This window comes from Kribbella koreensis, assembly GCF_039525325.1.
In the GTDB taxonomy this organism is placed as follows: domain Bacteria; phylum Actinomycetota; class Actinomycetes; order Propionibacteriales; family Kribbellaceae; genus Kribbella; species Kribbella koreensis.
In genome coordinates, this window is the sequence record NZ_BAAAHK010000019.1 from 1 (window position 1) to 14,915 (window position 14,915).

The following is a 14,915-nucleotide window of genomic DNA, read 5'->3' on the forward strand; positions in this document are numbered from 1 at the left end:
GGTGGGTGGGCTGGGCTGGGTGGGCGTGGCGGGGTGGGTGGGCGGGGGGAGCGGGGGAATGCTGTGGTGGAGTTTTCTTGGTTGGCTTTGTTGCTGTTGGTGCCGTTGATTTATGTGATGTTGGGGGTTTTCGATGTGCAGCGGGCTTCGTATGGGGCTACTGCTGCTACTCGGGCGGCGGGTCGGGCGTTTGTGATCGTGCCGGCTGGGTTGTCGGAGGATGAGGCTCGGGAGCGGGCGTTCGAAGCCGCGAGGGTTGCGATGAAGGATCAGGGGATGGAGTTGAGCCCGGGGGAGCTCAAGATCAGTTGTGATCCGGCGTGTTTGCAGCCGGGGTCGACGGTCACCGTCGAGTTGGATACGGAGGTACCGCTGCCGTTGATTCCGGATGCGCTCGGTGGGGAGCGGCCGGCGATTCACATCAGTGCTTCGCATACCGAGTCGTTCGGGGATTATCGCGAAGCCAAGGGCGACGGATGAAGTCACGGCGGCAGCGGGACGAGCGCGGGCAGATGACGGTGCTCATCATCGGGTTCACCGCGATCGTGTTGCTGATGATCGTGGTCGTCACCGATATCTCGAAGGTGTTTCTGGTACGCCGGGATCTCGACGCGACCGCGGATGGCGCGGTACTGGCCGCCGCCAACGGTCTGGCGGCGATCTACGCGCAGCCGAGTGGTGAAGGCAACGCCGAGCTCGACCCCGACGAGGCGCGCCGGCTGACCGCGGACTACCTGGATTCCGTTGGCGCAGGCAACCGTTTCGACGGGTTGGACTGGTCGGCCGACGTCACCGGTACCACCGTGACGGTGACCTTGACGTCGACGGTTGATCTTCCGTTCGAGCCGCCCGGGTGGCAGGGGTCGGCCGATATCGCTTCGGACGCGGCGGCCGTAGTACCGATCAGGTGATAGGGCACAGTGGGGCTATGGACATCGATCTGACGGGGCGGCGGGCGCTGGTTTCGGGGTCCAGCCAAGGGATTGGGCTGGCGATCGCGACCGAGTTGGCGCGGTCGGGTGCCTCGGTGGTGGTCAACGGGCGTGGCCAGGAGAAGACCGAGCAGGCCGCGGCGGAAGTCCGGCGCGAAGTACCCGACGCCGAGGTGACCGCGGTCGCGGCCGATCTCGCGTCAGGAGCTGGCGCCGACGAGCTGTTCGCGAAGGTCGACGAGCTCGACATCCTCGTCAACAACCTCGGCATCTTCGGCGCGAAGCCGGTGCTGGAGATCGATGACGACGAGTGGCGCCGGTACTTCGAGGTCAATGTGCTGAGCGCCGTCCGGCTGATCCGCCACTACCTACCCACCATGATGGAGCGCGGCTTCGGCCGGGTGATGAACATCGCCAGCGACTCCGCCGTGGTGACACCGCTCGAGATGGTCCACTACGGCGTCACGAAGACCGCGCTGCTGGCCGTGACGCGTGGTTTCGCGAAGGCCGCCGCCGGCACCGGCGTCACGGTCAACTCGGTGATGGCCGGCCCCACCCACACACCCGGTGTCGAGGAGTTCGTCGGCGAGCTGGTCGGCGACGACATGCCCTGGGACGAGGCGCAACGCCAGTTCATGAAGGAACACCGCCCGTACTCCCTGATCCAGCGTCTGATCGAGCCGCCCGAGATCGGCAACATGGTCGTCTACCTCAGCTCCACCCAGGCCTCGGCCACCACAGGCGGCGCCATCCGCGTCGACGGCGGCTACATCGACTCGATCCTCCCCTAGCCGGTACGCCGGTACTACGCACAGCCAGCCCTCATGAACCTCGACCTGACCGGCCGCCGCGCACTGGTTTCCGGATCGACCCAAGGTATCGGGCTCGCCATCGCCACCGAGCTGGCCCGCTCCGGCGCAGCAGTGGTGGTTAACGGACGTAGTGAGGAAAGGACCGAGCATGCAGCGGCAGCGGTTCGGCGGGAGGTACCGGATGCCGAGGTGACCGCGGTTGCAGCCGATCTAGCCTCGGAAGGCGGAGCAGGCGAGCTGTTCAAAGCAACTCCCGAGGTAGACATCCTCGTCAACAACCTCGGGATCTATGGTGCGAAGCCGGTGTTCGAGATCGATGACGACGAGTGGCGCCGGTACTTCGAGGTGAACGTCCTTTCAGCGGTCCGGCTCATCCGCCACTACCTACCGGGAATGATGGAGCGCGGCTTCGGCCGGGTGATGAGCATCGCCAGCGAAGCAGCAGTGGCCACCCCGCTCCACATGGTGCACCTCGGCGTCACCAAGACCGCTCTGCTCGCAGTGACCCGCGGCTTCGCGAAGGCCGCCGCAGGTACCGGGGTCACAGTGAATTCAGTACTGGCCGGCCCCACGCGTGGACCAGCCAGCGAGGAGCTCGACGACCCCAAGTCGCTCACCCAGCGTCTGATCGAGCCGGCCGAGATCGGCCAGATGATCGTCTACCTCAGCTCCACCCAGGCCGCCGCGACCACAGGTGGCGCAATCCGCGTCGACGGCGGCTACATCGACTCGATCCTGCCCTGAAGGCAAGCCTGTCGGCTGCCGCAAGCCCGTTGGTGTCGGCTGCCGCAAGCGCGTCGGCGTCGGCTGCCGCAGGAGCGTCGGCGTCGGCCGCGCTCAGTTGCTGTAGACGCCCGGGTTGTCCCGCAGCCAGCTGACGAAGGTGCGCGCAGGTGTGCCGGTGAGTAGTTCGACGTTGGGCTCCAACGGGTGCGGGCTGCCAACGCGCGACGCCCAGTACGCCATCAGCGACGCGAGCTGCGCGGGATTGCGCATGGTGTTGGCCATCTCGACGAAGGCCTGCTCGGGAGTCAGATCGACTGCTTCGATCGGTACGCCGGTGACCTCGGTGATCAGCTCGATCTGGTGCCGCCGGGTCATCGACTCGGGCCCGGTCAGCGGATACGCGCGACCGTCGTGCGAGCCACCAGGCCCGTCGAGCAGCACCTTCAAAGCGACGTCCGCGATGTCCAGTTCATGGATAGGCGCTTCCTCGGCGTCCAAGTAGGGCAGCCGGATCTGACCGGTGGCGCGGACCTGGTACGACCAGTAGATCGCGTTAGACATGAAGGTCCCGGGCTGCAACCGAGTCGTCGCGTAGGCGCCGTCGGTGATGACGCGCTCGGCCTCACCGTGCGGATCGGCCGCTGCGTCGTCGTTGGAGGCCTGCGAGGCCATCGACGAGAGCAGGACGACCTGCTTGACGCCGGCGTTCTCGGCGGCCTCGACGAAGAGCGCGGCGGTCGACGGGTCGGAGTACAGGAAGACCTGGGAGATGCCGTCGAGGGCGTTGGCGAGCGAGACCGGGTGGGCGGTGTTGAGGGTGATGGCGCCGGGCAGGTCGGCGGGTTCGCGGCTGGCGACGCGGACGGTGCGGCCGGCGGCGACGAGGCCGGCGTGGACGGCGCGGGCGATCTTGCCGCGGCCGCCGGTGACGAGGATTGTCATGGTGTAGCTCCAAACTTGTAGTGACTACAACTATGGAGGAAGTAAAGCATGCTCGCTAAGCTGCTGTCCATGGAGAACCAGGAGGTCGGCCGGCGGGAGCGGAAGAAGCAGCAGACGCGGCAGCTGATCTCGGACGTCGCGACCGGGCTGTTCATGGAGCGCGGATTCGATCAAGTCACCGTCGCGGAGGTGGCGAAGGCGGCCGATGTCGCCGTCCAGACCGTCTTCAACCACTTCCCGACGAAGGAGGATCTGCTCTTCGACGAGGACGCCTGGTGGCTCGGGCCTGTGCGGGCGATCCGGGAGGCCGACCCTGGTGCCGGCGTGATCGAGGTGCTCGAGCAGTACTACCTGGACGAGTTGCGAATGCGGCTGCGGTCGGAGCACCTGGTGACTTGGAAGGCCTTCGCCCGAACCATCGAGGAGAGTCCGGCGCTGCTGGCCCGACGGCGGAAGAATGCCGAGGAGATGGAGGTCCTGATGGTCCAGGCGCTCCAGGACCGGTATCCGCAGCTCGATCCGCTCGGCGCCCGTGTGATCGCGGCCCAGTACCAGGCGGCTCAGAAAGTACTGGAGGCGGAGTTCGCCCGGGTCTTGCCCGAGCAGCCCCAGGCCAGTCACGTGGCGCGGTACGAGGAGGCCATGGAGGAGGCGGCCGACGTGGTGTTCGGTGCGCTGAAGCACGGGTGGCGGGGCTGAATTCCCGGCCTGGGACGCCGACCGGGTACGCTGCTTGGTTGTGGCTGGACCTGATTTCGATGCTGACCTGAAGCAACTCGACGCGACCCTGACCTCGATCGAGAAAGTTCTCGATCTGGAGGGCATGCGCCGTGACATCGCCGACCTCGGCGAGCAGGTCGCCGCGCCCGATCTGTGGAACGACCAGGCGAACGCGCAGAAGGTGACCTCGAAGCTGTCGCGGCTGGAGGCCGACCTGGACCGGGTGGTCAAGCTGCGCGGCCGGATCGAGGACCTGGAGATCATGGTCGAGATGGGCCGCGACGAGAACGACGCGGACACGCTGGCCGAGGCCGACAAGGAGATGGGCTCGCTGGCCAAGGCGATCCAGTCGCTCGAGGTCCGCACCCTGCTCTCCGGCGAGTACGACGAACGCGAGGCGCTCGTCACCATCCGCTCGGGCGCCGGCGGCGTCGACGCGGCCGACTTCGCCGAGATGCTGCAGCGGATGTACCTGCGCTGGGCCGAGCGGCACGGCTACCCGACCGAGGTCTACGACACGTCGTACGCCGAAGAGGCCGGCCTCAAGTCCACGACCTTCGGCGTCAAGGCCCCCTACGCCTACGGCACGCTGAGCATCGAGACGGGCACCCACCGGCTGGTCCGGATCTCCCCGTTCGACAACCAGGGCCGCCGGCAGACCTCGTTCGCCGCGGTCGAGGTGGTCCCGGTGCTGGAGCAGACCGACGAGATCGACGTACCGGACGAGGAGCTGCGGATCGACGTGTACCGGTCGTCCGGGCCCGGCGGTCAGAGCGTCAACACCACCGACTCGGCGGTCCGGATCACCCACATCCCGACCGGCACCGTGGTCTCCTGCCAGAACGAGAAGTCCCAGCTGCAGAACAAGGCCTCCGCGATGGTGATCCTGAAGGCGAAGCTGCTCGCGCTGAAGAAGGCCGAGGAGCGGGCCGAGATCGACTCGCTGCGCGGTGACGTGCAGGGCTCGTGGGGCGACCAGATGCGCTCCTACGTGCTGCACCCGTACCAGATGGTCAAGGATCTGCGGACGCTGTACGAGTCGGGCAACACCAGCGGTGTCTTCGACGGTGAGATCGACGAGTTCATCGAGGCCGGCATCCGCTGGCGCCGGACCGGCCAGACGGCTGCCGAACAGAACTGACCGAGTGCTCAGGGCGGATCTCCGAGCCGACTGCGGTAGCTGCTTCGGCCTCTGTTGCGTCGCGCTGACCTTCGCGAAGTCGGCCGACTTCGCGATCGACAAGGCGGCCGGCGAGCCTTGCCCGAATCTCGATCAGGACTTCCGCTGCGGCATCCACAGCAAGCTCAGGACCAAAGGCTTCCAGGGCTGCACGGTGTACGACTGCTTCGGCGCCGGCCAGAAGATCTCCCGGCAGGCCGGCAGCAGCTGGCGTGAGCAACCAGGCCAGAAGCTGTTCGAGGCGCTGCCGATCATGCGCCAACTGCACGAACTGCTCTGGTACCTGGCTGAGGCGCTCGAATTGCCGCAAACCAAGGCAATCCACCCCGACCTGCGCGCCGCGAGCGACCAGATCGAGAAGCTCACGCTGCAACCCGATGTCACCAAGGTCGATCTCCAAGGCGAGCGCGCGAAGGTCAACGAACTCCTGTTGCAGACCAGCGCCCTCGTGCGTGGCAAGCCCGGCAAGAAGAAGGAACGCCGCGGAGCTGACCTGTTCGGGGCCAAACTCCGCGGCGCGGACCTGCACAGTGCCAACCTCCGGGGTGCCTACCTGATCGCGGCCGACCTCCGCGAGGCCGACCTGAGGCAAGCCGACCTGATCGGTGCCGACCTCCGTGACACCAGGCTGGAAGGCGCCGACCTCACCGGCTCACTGTTCCTCACCCAGTCCCAGGTCAACGCCGCCCGGGGTGACTCCAAGACCAAGCTTCCCAAGGCAGTGACTCGCCCAGCCCACTGGACTACTTAGACCGCAGCTGGTGAGTCACCGGTGTCATCAGCAGCGAGATGGCGGTGATGGCCAGGGCTACTGCTGCCAATGCGCCACCCTGTCCCCAGGACGTGCCCGCCAGCGACAGGTACGCCGTACCGACCGTTGCAGCACCCAGTGCGAGGCAGGTCTGCTGACTGGTGAGCAGGATCCCGCTACCGAGACCAGCTTGGGCAGCCGGGACCTGACCGATGACTACACCCATCAGCGGGACCATCACCAGACCGCTGCCGAACCCTGCGATCAACATGGGGATCGCTAGCGTCCACGGCGTCACGTCAGGCCACACGGTGAGGGCAACCACAGCCAGAGCGGCGTACCCGACTGACTGCACGATCCAGCCGCGCAGGATGAGGCCTGCGCCGTACTTCTGCTGCAGACGCGGTCCGTAGATCGAGGTGATCAGGAAGCCGACCGACATCGGCAGCAGGCTCAGACCGCCTTCCAGTGGGGACATCCCGGCTTCGCCCTGGGTGGCCAGCGCGAAGACGAACATGAAGCCGCCGAAGGTGGTGAAGAACCCTACGGCCAGAAGCAATCCGATCTGCATCGGGCGCAGCCGTAGTACCGAGGGCGGGATCAGGGGCGCAGTACCGGCCTTCTCGGACCGGTGCTGGTGTACGCCGAGCAGAGCGACCGCAGGGATCGTGGCGGCGAGGGAGAGCCAGGTCCAGAGTGGCCAGCCCAGTGGGCGGCCCTCGGTCAGGGGGAGCAGCAGTAGAACCAGTGCGAGAGCCAGGAGACCGGCGCCGACCAGGTCGACCCGCTGGGCCTTGTCGGCGCGAGTCTCGGGCAGGAGCTTCACTGCGGCGACGATCGCGATCAAGCCGACCGGGACGTTGACCAGGAAGACCGCACGCCAGCCGAGGTCGAACACGTTGGCCTCGACCAGAGCACCACCGAGGATCTGTCCGAGCGCGGCGGCCGAGCCACCCGCCACACCGAACATGGCCATCGCGCGAGCGCGGTGTTCGCCGGTGAGCAGGCTGCTGATCGAGGCGAGCACCTGCGGCGTCATCGCCGCGGCGGCCGCACCCTGCAGGACGCGGGCGGCAAGCAGTACGCCGATGGTCGGCGCGATCGCGCAGATCAGCGACATCACGGTGAAACCGACGATGCCGAACAGGAACAGCCGCTTGCGGCCGAAGCCGTCGCCGAGCCGGCCACCGACCACGAGCAGGGTGGCGTTGGCGATGCCGTAGCTACCGACGACTAGCTGCAGTTCACCGGCGTTCGCGTGCAGGTCCGAGCCGATCGCGGGCAGCGCGACGTTGATGATGAAGAAGGAGAGCATCGGCAGGAAGGCGCCGAAGAGCAAGGTGGTGAGGGCGACCGGGCCGAGAGGTGACTTCGAGAGCTGAGGTGAAGTGAGCCGGGCGGTTTGGAGCTGGTCTGTCATGACACCCAGCATGTGCTCACCAGGAGCCTGGTGGTGAGAGCCTGGTTATCCTGGTATTGGCAGCACCCGGCACCAGGCTTTCGTCAGACTGCCGGGGGCTGCACCATGGGGAGGTGAGTCTGCTGAGCAGCGTGCCAGTCGTCACCGACAAGGACGAGCGACGGCGGGAGCTGTCCGCGTTCTTGCGCAGCCGGCGGGAGCGGATCCAGCCGGACGAGGTCGGCTTCGCACCCGGCGGACGACGCCGTACTCCGGGCCTGCGGCGCGAAGAGGTCGCCCAGTTGGCGGGCGTCGGCGTGACTTGGTACACCTGGCTTGAGCAGGGTCGCGACATCAACGTGTCGGCCCAGGTACTCGAGGCGATCTCCCGGACGCTCCGGCTCGACCGGTTGGAGCGCAACCATCTGTACACGCTGGCGGGCATCGCGCTCGGCCCCGGCAAGGGCGACTGCGCTGCCCTACCAGGGTCGGTGCAGAAGATGCTCGACCAGCTCTCGCCGTACCCCGCGACGGTGGTCAATTCGCGGTACGACGTGCTGGCGTTCAACGACGCGTACTGCAAGGTGCTCCTCAACATGGACGAGATCCCGATCGAGGAGCGCAACCTGCTCTGGCTGACCTTCGTGTCGGACGAGTGGCGGTGCGCCTTCATCGATCACGAGTCGATCGAGCAGCACATGGTCGCGGGGTTCCGGGCCGCGTCGGCCGCCCATCTGGGTGAGCCGAGCTGGCAGGACCTGACCGAGCGGCTGCTGGTGAACTCGCCGCTGTTCGCGGAGCTCTGGCAGCGGTACGACGTGGCCGCGCCGAGCGCGAAGATCAAGGTGATCGACAACGAGAAGGTCGGCCTCCTGCGGGTCGAGGCGGTGAATCTCTGGGTGAGCCAGGCGGCCGGAATGCGACTGACCACCTACACCCCGGTCGACGACGAGTCCGAAGCCAAGCTCAACACTCTGGTAGACGGCTGATCCACGCTCCGGTCGTCGGGGCGGAGCGACCGGGGCGTGGACTTGCGGAGGCCGGCCGGTGAGCCCTGGTGAAGCCCACCGGCCGGTCCGGATCAGCTGACGGGAATGCCCGGGTTGGTGAGGGCCTTGCCGCCGGTGATGGTGTTGGAGCGGTCGATGGTGACCTTGCAGGTGGAGGCGTCGTAGTTGGTGATGTTGAAGGCGTAACGACCGGCTCCGGTGGCGCCGGTCAGGTCGGACTTGTTGTTGCGGAAGACCGTGCCGCAGCCCCAGCCGTCCTGCTGCATGTGGGTCTCGAAGCCGTTGTTGGTCGTGTTCTTGCCGGTGTTGTTCTCGATCACATAGTTGTTGCCCTTGACATCGATCCAGCTGTCGTCGAAATTGGCGCCGGTCAGCCCGCGGCCGTCGAAGCTGTTGCCCGCGACCCGGCCGCCCTTGGTGCCTTCCTTCAGGTCGACGGCCTCGCCGCCGACGTCCGGACCGATCGTGTTGTCGAGGATCTGCACGTTGTCCGACTTGTCGTCCAGGCCGCCGGCGCTGCCGACGTACACGCCTTCGCCCATCCCGCGGCCGTCGTTGCCGGTGTCGTAGATCAGCGAGTTCTTGATCGTTCCGTAGGTGCTGCTGTTGCGGAAGTGCACGCCCTCCATGTCCAGGCCGTGCACGGTGACACCGTCGATCAGCACGCGGGTCGCGTTGTCGATCATGATGCCCTTCTGGCCGCCGGTGACGGTGATGCCCGACACCTGCCAGTAGCTCGCGCCGTTGAGGTGCAGGCCGTAGCCACCGCTCGCGGTCAGAATCGCCTTCGCCGAGCCGGTGAGCTTGATCGGCGCCGAGGAGGTACCGGAGAGGGTGGTCTTGAAGTTGCCGGTATAGGTGCCGTCGGCAAGCTTGATGGTGTCGCCCGGCTTGGCGGCGGTCAGGGCCGTCTTCAGCTGGGCCGCGGTGGAGACGTTGATGGTGGTCGCGGGATCGGTCGGTTCGGTGGGATCGGTCGGATCGGTTCCGTCGGTCGGGAAGTCGTCGGCGGTGCGGATCCGGTCGCGGATCCAGACGCCGGCCTGCTTGAGTACCGACGTACCGGTGAAGTTGTTGCCCGCGCACGTGCCTTCCTTGAAGACAGCACCGGAGCGCTCGTCGTCGGAGAAGTTCCAGTTGGTCCAGCCGATCTTCTTGCCGGCCAGGAAGTCCAGGTACTTCTGCGAGTAGGCGAAGTCGTTGGCGCCCTCACCCTCGTAGTTCTGGGTGCCGAACTCGGTGACGAACAACGGGATCTTGTCCGCGGCTCGCGACAGGGCGTCGAAGTACTCGTCGTGGTGGGACGCGGCGTAGAAGTGGAAGGTGTACATCAGGTTCGTGGCGTTGACCGGGTTGTTGATCACGTCGGCCTCGGTCCGGCTGTCGGAGACGCCGAGCGAGGACCAGCCGGCGGTACCGACGAAGACGACGCCGTCGGGGTCCTTGGCGCGGATGGTGGGGATCACCTGCTCGGCGTACGACTTGATCTTGGCCCACGGAACGCCGTTCGGCTCGTTGGCGATGTCGTAGATGATGTTGTTCTTGTCCTTGTGCCGCTCGGCGATCTCGGCGAAGAACGTCTTGGCCTTGGCGGTGTAGATGTTCGGGTCGCCGGGGGTGAGTTGGTGCCAGTCGACCAGCGCGTACATCCCGCGCTTGGTGGCCTCCTCGATGTAGCCGTGCACCAGGTCGGTGAACTTGCGCGGGTCGGTCTCGTAGCCGTCCTCGCCTTTCGCGACGTACATCGAGATCCGCAGGATGTCGGCGTTCCAGTCGGTGGCGAGCGCGTCGAGGGACGCCTTCTTGATGCAGTTGGCGTACCACTGGATGCCGTGCGTGCTCATGCCGCGGAGCTGGATCGGCTTGTTGTACTGGTTGCAGAGCTTGGTACCGCAGACATGCAACTGTCCGTTGATCGAAACCGGGGTGGCTGCAACTGGCGCCGGGATGGGGGCGGTTGTACTGGCGGTCGCGCTGGTGGTGATGAGGGCCGTCGCGGTGAGCGCGAGACCCGCCACCGCAGCGATCCATCGGGGGCGGTTCATGGTTCCTCCTACTGCGTCAGGGGCGGGGACGAGAGGGGTACGGCTAGCTGTTAGGAAAGTTTCCTAATAGATTTCCGAGGAAGTTAGCCCCGATGCGAGGCGCTGTCAATCGGTCGCGAAGAGTGACGGAACTAATTCCCGCCAGATGGAACCAGTGACCCACTGGACTCCCACCGGACGGACCGAAAAGCGGTGTTTCGAGGACTGGCGTTACGCCGTGTCGCGCGCGGCCCAGCCGGACTTGAGAGCCGCGAGCGTGACGGCGATGGCGGGTCGACGGGCGGTGGCGGTGCGCCAGACGGCGTACAGGCGGCGGCTCGGTGCCGGTTGGAGGGGAAGAGCGATCACTCCCGCTGGCAACGGGCCGCGGCCGAGGCGGGGGAGGAGGCCGATGCCGATGCCTCGGGCAAGCATTGCGAGCTGGGTCTGGTACTCCGCGATGGAGTAGGCGACCTCGGGCTGGACGCCGGCCTTGCGCATCGTGCGGACCAGCCACTCGTGGCAGATCGAGCCGGCCGGCTGGCAGATCCAGCGCTCGCCGACGAGGTCGTCGGCGCGGACGAACTCCTTGCCCGCGAGCCGATGCGAGGCGGGGACCAGGACGTCGGCGGGGTCGGTGCCGAGCTTGATCCTGGAGAGCTCGTCGGGGATCGCCAGTGGGGTGTTGTGCCAGTCGTGCACGATGGCGATGTGGAGCTCGCCGCGGGCGACGGCGGCGACGGCCTCGACCGGGTCGGTCTCCGTCACGGTGACGTCGAGGGCGGGGTGGTCGTCCATCAACTTCGGCAGCACGGCCGGCAGCAGGCCTCGCGTGGCGGTCGGGAAGGCGGCGATCGACAGCGAGCCGATGGCCTGACCGCGCTGCTCTTCCAGGGTCAGCTCGGCGCTCTCCACCAGTTCGAGGACCTTCGATGCGGTGGCTGCGAGTTGCAGGGCCGCGTCGGTGAGGACGATGCCGCGACCACGCTTCTCGATCAGGACCGTACGGGTCTCGCGCTCCAGCTTGGCGAGTTGCTGCGAGACGGCCGACGGGGTGTAGCCGAGGGCGTCGGCGGCGCTGCCGACCGACCCGTACGTCGCGACGGCGTGCAGCGCGCGCAGGCGACCCAGATCGATCATGTAGCACTCCTACAGTGTCAGCGGTAGCAATCTTCGCTGGTCCTTAACTGTACGCCACCCCAGACTTGCTGACATGAACCCTCGTCACGTCCTCCTCGCCCTCGCAGCCGTGGTGGTCTGGGGCGTCAACTTCGTCGTCATCGAGGTCGGCCTCGAAGGCTTCCCGCCATTGTTCTTTTCCGCGTTGCGGTTCTTCTTCGCGGCGGTACCGGCGATCTTCCTGCTCGGCCCGCCCCGCGTCGCCTGGCGGTACGTGATCGCCGTCGGCCTCGCGCTCGGAGTGGCGAAGTTCGGTCTGCTCTTCATCGCGATGGACCACGGCGTACCGGCCGGTCTGGCCTCGCTGGTCCTGCAGTGCCAGGTCGTCTTCACGTTGCTCTTCGCAATCGTCGTACTCCGGGAACGCCCGCGCCCGGCCCAACTGGCCGGCATCGCGATCGCCTGCTGCGGCCTCGCCCTCATCCTCGTCGACCACCAACTCGCGGCACCGGTCGGAGCCCTGGGCCTGGTCATCCTCGCGGGCGCCAGCTGGGGTGTCGCCAACGTCGCCACCAGGTTGGGAAAACCCCAGGACACCTTGCGCTTCATGGTCTGGGTCAGCGCGGTAGCCGTCCTACCCCTGCTCGCCCTCTCGCTGCTGACCGAGGGCCCAGGCAACGACCTGGAAGCCCTGCGCACCATCGACCTCACCGGAGTTGGCGCCCTCGCCTACCTCTCCTTCGCCTCCACCCTCTTCGGCTTCGGCATCTGGGGCTACCTCCTCCGCCAGTACGACGCCACCACCGTCGCGCCGTTCTCCCTACTCGTCCCAGTAGTAGGCATGGCCGCAGCCTGGCTCCTCCGTGGCGAACGAGTCGGTCTCCAGCAAGCGATCGCAGCCTTGTTGATCATCGGCGGAATGGCCTGCACGGTCGTACGGCGGCGAACGCGCGACAAGGCGGACGCTGTCGAGCGGGTACTCGCCGAATCGGCTGCTTAGGGCGACACCTCACCCCCCTTGCCCCGCCACGCATGCACAACCCCGGCGAACCACCCCGACACACCGGGGGAAGCGCTTGCTCTGCGGGGTTGTGCATGCACCGACGTCCGCCCGCTGACCCCAGCAACCGATTCCGGCTGAGGCAGCCGGTATCGATGCAGCCGTCGCGGTTCGGGGTCTCGCCCAGAAGAAGACGTTCTCGTAGTTTCTTCGCCAGGCCGTCGAGTAGGCCGGCGGTCCAGAGCGGAGCTACTCGTACTGGTTGGCCGGCGGAGTGACGTTCTGTACTCCGGTGATGGTCAGCGCGGCGACGTCGCCGTCCGCCCGCTTGGTCGGCTCGGCCCATTGGCCGGTCACGGTGACCCACTGGTTCTTGGGCGGGGAGGTCTGGCCGCGGGCCTCGACCATGAAGGCGGTTCCGTCGGCGACGCAGCAGGTCAGGCCGATCCGGGAGACGTACCAGGTGCCGTTCTTGCCGGGCGTGACGAAGCCGGTGAGCTGGAAATTGCGGCCCTTCATGCTCTCCTTCTCCCAGACGGCCCAGACGGCGTAGTCCCGCACCGCCAACGGCACCGGGGCCGTGCTGTCGGCGCTCTGCGCGAGGAAGGAGTTGCCTTTCGGCGCGATCGGTTTGGCCGCTACCGGCGACTGCCGCTGGGCCGCGTCGGCGCCGAGCGCGGGCGGGTCGACGACGAGCAGCGCGAAGATCGGTACTACGAGCAGCCAGGCGGCTCGCGGCAGCAGGTGCCCGTGGCCGTGTCCGTCATCGGCGCGGGCATCCCCGGGCTTCTTGCGAGTGTCGGCGAGGACGTCCGCGACGGCGAGCACGATCAGGATGGCGCCGGCTGCGAGCAGCATCCAGCGCATACCGGGCTTCACGTACCGCAGATAGGTGTTCGAGGTGGCGAGCTGCACCACCGCGGCGCCGACGAACACGACGACCAGACCCGCGACATTGCGCCTCACAGCAGCCACCACCCGACGAGAAGACTGGACAGGATCGCGACCACGAAGGTGGCCGGCGCGAATCTGGCGGCGAACTTCGGCCCGAACGTCCCGGTCTGCAACGCGATCAGCTTCACGTCGACGATCGGCCCGACCACCATGAACGCCAGCCGCGCGGTGAGCGAGAACTGGGTCAGGCTGGCGGCGACGAACGCGTCGGCCTCGGAGCAGATCGCGAGCAGCACGGCGAGCAGGCCGAGCACCACGACGGAGACAAGCAGGTTGCCGGCGACGTGGTCGAGCCATTGGCGCGGTACGACGACGTTCAGCGTCGCCGCGGCGGCCGCGCCGACGACCAGGAATCCGCCCGCGTGCAGGAAGTCGTGCAGCATCGACGAGCGGAACACCTCGAGCTTGCCGGTGCCTTCGGCGTGCCGGTTCTTCGGCATCTTCAGCCAGCTGCTGCCTTTGCCGGTGAGCAGCCACAGCCAGCCGAGCATCATCGAGACTGCGAGTGAGGTGACGGCTCTTGCGACGACGACCTTCGGCTGGCCGGGGAAGGCGACGGCGGTTGACGCCAGTACTACTGGGTTGATCGCCGGTGCGGAGAGGAGGAAGGCGATCGCCGCGGCTGGGGTGACGCCGCGGTTCATGAGGGCGGCGGATACCGGGACGGAGGCGCATTCGCAGCCCGGGAGGACGACGCCGGACATGCTGGCGACCGGTACCGCGAGAGCTGGGTGCTTGGGGAGCGCCTTGGCGAAGAAGGACGCGGGGACGAAGGCGGTGAGGGCGGCGGAGAGGAGTACGCCGAGGACGAGGAACGGCATCGCCTGGACGGTGACCCCGACGAACATGGTCGCCCAGGTCCGTACGCCGTCGTCGGTGAACAGCCCGGCGAAGATCTTCCGGCCGAACAGCGCGAGCCCGACCAGCACGACCAGCGTCAACGTGAACGCGATCGACGACCCGGCCGGCTCCTTGTCTTCCCGGGCGCTCGCCGGTCCTTCGCCTGGGCCGTCATCTGGTGCGGCCGGGCCGGGCGAAGGCGCCGGCGGAGGTCCGGGCGGCGCGGCGGGATCTGCCGTGGGGACGGCGGAATCCCGTTCCTCGGTGGCCTCAGGCGTCGTCATGGGCGGCATCCTGACACAGCGGAGCGCACCCGGACGAGCACACAACGCGCCCGTGAAATGAAAATCAGCGTCATCCCGCCGAATAGTCGCAACACCCCCTACCCACCCATCCACCGCCCCCCGCCCCGCCCGTCCCACCCCGCCCGTCCCCGCCTCGCCCGCCCCCGCCTCCGCCCGTCCCGCCCGTCCCGTCCCCGCCTACCCCCACCCGCGACCGCCCGC

General features: G+C 67.3%; 15 protein-coding genes. 9 read left to right on the forward strand and 6 right to left on the reverse strand.

The window, feature by feature from the left end:
- The first annotated feature begins 66 nt into the window (after positions 1 to 66).
- The 4 genes from ABD116_RS34045 to ABD116_RS34060 are packed head-to-tail and all read left to right on the forward strand — an operon-like array spanning position 67 to position 2,488.
- Positions 67 to 480: a hypothetical protein gene (locus tag ABD116_RS34045; RefSeq protein ID WP_343980717.1), complete on the forward strand. Its 414-nt coding sequence runs from the start codon at positions 67 to 69 to the stop codon at positions 478 to 480.
- On the forward strand, positions 477 to 911 hold the full coding sequence (locus ABD116_RS34050) for a Tad domain-containing protein (RefSeq protein WP_343980078.1): 435 nt from the start codon (positions 477 to 479) through the stop codon (positions 909 to 911). The genes ABD116_RS34045 and ABD116_RS34050 overlap by 4 nt, the downstream gene beginning before the upstream one ends.
- A 17-nt stretch (positions 912 to 928) precedes the next feature.
- A complete protein-coding gene (locus ABD116_RS34055) occupies positions 929 to 1,723 on the forward strand; it encodes an SDR family NAD(P)-dependent oxidoreductase (RefSeq protein WP_343980081.1) in 795 nt (264 codons plus the stop codon).
- Between the two features lie 33 nt (positions 1,724 to 1,756).
- Positions 1,757 to 2,488, forward strand: a complete 732-nt coding sequence (locus tag ABD116_RS34060; RefSeq protein WP_343980084.1) for an SDR family NAD(P)-dependent oxidoreductase — start codon at positions 1,757 to 1,759, stop codon at positions 2,486 to 2,488.
- A 93-nt stretch (positions 2,489 to 2,581) separates the two neighbouring features.
- Here the strand turns inward: ABD116_RS34060 and ABD116_RS34065 are convergent, their stop codons facing one another.
- Complete coding sequence (locus ABD116_RS34065; protein ID WP_343980087.1) at positions 2,582 to 3,412, reverse strand: NAD(P)H-binding protein; 831 nt, start codon at positions 3,410 to 3,412, stop codon at positions 2,582 to 2,584.
- Positions 3,413 to 3,460: 48 nt separating this feature from the next.
- Here ABD116_RS34065 and ABD116_RS34070 point away from each other — a divergent pair, with 48 nt between their 5' ends.
- Genes ABD116_RS34070 through ABD116_RS34080 form a run of 3 tightly spaced genes read left to right on the forward strand, consistent with a single transcriptional unit; the run spans position 3,461 to position 6,063 of the window.
- Positions 3,461 to 4,111: a TetR/AcrR family transcriptional regulator gene (locus ABD116_RS34070; protein ID WP_343980090.1), complete on the forward strand. Its 651-nt coding sequence runs from the start codon at positions 3,461 to 3,463 to the stop codon at positions 4,109 to 4,111.
- A gap of 40 nt (positions 4,112 to 4,151) precedes the next feature.
- Positions 4,152 to 5,273, forward strand: a complete 1,122-nt coding sequence (gene prfB / locus ABD116_RS34075; protein WP_343980093.1) for a peptide chain release factor 2 — start codon at positions 4,152 to 4,154, stop codon at positions 5,271 to 5,273.
- Positions 5,274 to 5,277: 4 nt separating this feature from the next.
- The gene (locus ABD116_RS34080; protein WP_343980097.1) at positions 5,278 to 6,063 is read left to right on the forward strand and encodes a pentapeptide repeat-containing protein; all 786 of its coding nucleotides are present in this window, start codon (positions 5,278 to 5,280) and stop codon (positions 6,061 to 6,063) included.
- Here the strand turns inward: ABD116_RS34080 and ABD116_RS34085 are convergent.
- Entirely contained in the window at positions 6,056 to 7,483 is a 1,428-nt protein-coding gene (locus ABD116_RS34085; RefSeq protein WP_343980100.1) for an MFS transporter, read from the reverse strand. The two genes, ABD116_RS34080 and ABD116_RS34085, sit on opposite strands and share 8 nt — an antisense overlap.
- A gap of 113 nt (positions 7,484 to 7,596) precedes the next feature.
- Between ABD116_RS34085 and ABD116_RS34090 the strand changes: the two genes are divergently transcribed.
- Positions 7,597 to 8,451, forward strand: coding sequence for a helix-turn-helix transcriptional regulator (locus ABD116_RS34090; protein WP_343980103.1), 855 nt, complete (start codon positions 7,597 to 7,599; stop codon positions 8,449 to 8,451).
- A 92-nt stretch (positions 8,452 to 8,543) separates the two neighbouring features.
- Here ABD116_RS34090 and ABD116_RS34095 read toward each other — a convergent pair whose 3' ends face one another.
- Positions 8,544 to 10,517: a cellulase family glycosylhydrolase gene (locus tag ABD116_RS34095; RefSeq protein WP_343980106.1), complete on the reverse strand. Its 1,974-nt coding sequence runs from the start codon at positions 10,515 to 10,517 to the stop codon at positions 8,544 to 8,546.
- 210 nt (positions 10,518 to 10,727) lie between these two features.
- A complete protein-coding gene (locus tag ABD116_RS34100; protein WP_343980109.1) occupies positions 10,728 to 11,636 on the reverse strand; it encodes a LysR family transcriptional regulator in 909 nt (302 codons plus the stop codon).
- Between the two features lie 73 nt (positions 11,637 to 11,709).
- On the opposite strand from ABD116_RS34100, the gene ABD116_RS34105 reads away from it, so the two are divergent.
- Positions 11,710 to 12,615 carry an EamA family transporter gene (locus tag ABD116_RS34105; protein ID WP_343980111.1) on the forward strand — a complete coding sequence of 302 codons (906 nt, stop codon included), beginning with the start codon at positions 11,710 to 11,712 and terminating at the stop codon, positions 12,613 to 12,615.
- 249 nt (positions 12,616 to 12,864) lie between these two features.
- Here ABD116_RS34105 and ABD116_RS34110 read toward each other — a convergent pair whose 3' ends face one another.
- Both ABD116_RS34110 and ABD116_RS34115 read right to left on the reverse strand, forming a co-directional pair.
- Positions 12,865 to 13,581: a TIGR03943 family putative permease subunit gene (locus ABD116_RS34110; RefSeq protein ID WP_343980114.1), complete on the reverse strand. Its 717-nt coding sequence runs from the start codon at positions 13,579 to 13,581 to the stop codon at positions 12,865 to 12,867.
- Complete coding sequence (locus tag ABD116_RS34115; protein ID WP_343980118.1) at positions 13,578 to 14,693, reverse strand: permease; 1,116 nt, start codon at positions 14,691 to 14,693, stop codon at positions 13,578 to 13,580. Before ABD116_RS34115 ends, ABD116_RS34110 begins: the two co-directional genes overlap by 4 nt.
- Positions 14,694 to 14,915 lie beyond the last annotated feature (222 nt).

What these genes read in the sequence shown, in the direction of transcription:
- ABD116_RS34050 (WP_343980078.1), top strand. Translation starts at nt 477, where the DNA reads ATGAAGTCACGGCGGCAGCGGGACGAGCGCGGGCAGATGACGGTGCTC.
- ABD116_RS34055 (WP_343980081.1), top strand. Translation starts at nt 929, where the DNA reads ATGGACATCGATCTGACGGGGCGGCGGGCGCTGGTTTCGGGGTCCAGC.
- ABD116_RS34060 (WP_343980084.1), top strand. Translation starts at nt 1,757, where the DNA reads ATGAACCTCGACCTGACCGGCCGCCGCGCACTGGTTTCCGGATCGACC.
- ABD116_RS34065 (WP_343980087.1), bottom strand. Translation starts at nt 3,412, where the DNA reads ATGACAATCCTCGTCACCGGCGGCCGCGGCAAGATCGCCCGCGCCGTC.
- ABD116_RS34070 (WP_343980090.1), top strand. Translation starts at nt 3,461, where the DNA reads ATGCTCGCTAAGCTGCTGTCCATGGAGAACCAGGAGGTCGGCCGGCGG.
- ABD116_RS34085 (WP_343980100.1), bottom strand. Translation starts at nt 7,483, where the DNA reads ATGACAGACCAGCTCCAAACCGCCCGGCTCACTTCACCTCAGCTCTCG.
- ABD116_RS34095 (WP_343980106.1), bottom strand. Translation starts at nt 10,517, where the DNA reads ATGAACCGCCCCCGATGGATCGCTGCGGTGGCGGGTCTCGCGCTCACC.
- ABD116_RS34100 (WP_343980109.1), bottom strand. Translation starts at nt 11,636, where the DNA reads ATGATCGATCTGGGTCGCCTGCGCGCGCTGCACGCCGTCGCGACGTAC.
- ABD116_RS34105 (WP_343980111.1), top strand. Translation starts at nt 11,710, where the DNA reads ATGAACCCTCGTCACGTCCTCCTCGCCCTCGCAGCCGTGGTGGTCTGG.
- ABD116_RS34115 (WP_343980118.1), bottom strand. Translation starts at nt 14,693, where the DNA reads ATGACGACGCCTGAGGCCACCGAGGAACGGGATTCCGCCGTCCCCACG.